The 1,261-nt window shown below is 37.8% G+C and carries 1 pseudogene; it reads right to left on the bottom strand.

What is annotated here, in order from left to right:
* Positions 1-127: 127 nt before the first annotated feature.
* Positions 128-1,203: pseudogene (locus N5D03_RS14825) on the bottom strand (IS3 family transposase); the annotation flags it as partial.
* Positions 1,204-1,261: the final 58 nt, after the last annotated feature.

The raw sequence follows: 1,261 nt of genomic DNA on the forward strand, positions 1-1,261 counted from the left end.
TGTAATCTCACCCATCTTAGGCACACTCAAAAGTAGAGTTTTTTGTTAATAATTTATTGTTGTTGTTGTTAAAATTTTGTTGGAATGTGGGAAACTCGTTGGCCTTTGCTTGGGCAAGTTTTCCATATTTCAATAAAAAATCCCTTGGTGTGAGGTATTGCAATGATTTGTGAGGGCGCTCATTGTTATACATCCACATCCAGATTTCCGAATAGTTTCTCATTTGCTTGATGTTCTCAAAAAGATAAACGTCTAAAAATTCTGTCCGAAAAGTTCGGTTGAATCTCTCCACCAGAGAGTTTTGCGTTGGTTTTCCGGGCTGAATATAATGAAGGACAATTTCATTCTTGCCGCACCAATCTTTTAATTTTTCTGCAATGAACTCCGGACCGTTATCCACTCTTATTTTTTCAGGTTTTCCACGCCAGTCGATCAGTTGTTCCAGTTGCGAAACTACTTTTGCTGATGGTAAACTGGTATCAATGGTAATATTTAAAATTTCTCTGTTAAAATCATCAATGATATTAAGGCTTCTCACGCTTTTACCGCATTCCAAAGTGTCGTGCATAAAATCCATACTCCAAGTAATATTAGGATAAATCGGGCGAAGTAAGGGCTCTTTAATCCTTGCTGGAAGGCGTTTTTTCCTTTTGCTTCTCAAATTTAGCTTCATCGATTTGTAAATCCTGTAAACCCGTTTGTGATTCCACCCAAAACCCAAGTTTCTCAAACGGTGATGCATCGTCCAAAATCCCCAGGTCTGGTGCTGGTTTGCAAGCGAAACCAGTTCCTCCCGAATCTTGTCGTCTTCATTGTTCGTCTTCTTTTTGTAGTAAAACACAGAACTGCATATGATAAAAAGTTTACACGCATTCCGAGTGCTTATTCCGTGTTCTGATTTGGAATAAACAACCAGTTCCCGCTTCTCAGAAGGTGTTAAAACTTTTTTGAAATCACATCTTTCATGACCACATTTTCCAGGGTAAGTTCCGCTACAATTTTTTTATACTGCGAAAGCTCCTTTTCCAGTTCCTTCATTTTCGAGAGTTGCTGCACATCCAATCCTCCGTATTTACTTTTCCACTTGTAAAATGTCGGCTGGCTGATGCCGTGTTCGCGGCAAATCTCATTTACTGCTTTTCCTTGATTTTGTTCAGATAAAATCTTGATGATCTGAACTTCTGAAAATTTACTGTTTTTCATAGTCTTCCAAATTTAAAAACTATATTTTTAAATGTTCTTGTTTTTGGGGAAGCTTACA

The sequence above is a fragment of the Empedobacter sp. GD03861 genome (assembly GCF_029840885.1).
Classification (GTDB): Bacteria; Bacteroidota; Bacteroidia; order Flavobacteriales; family Weeksellaceae; genus Empedobacter; species Empedobacter falsenii_B.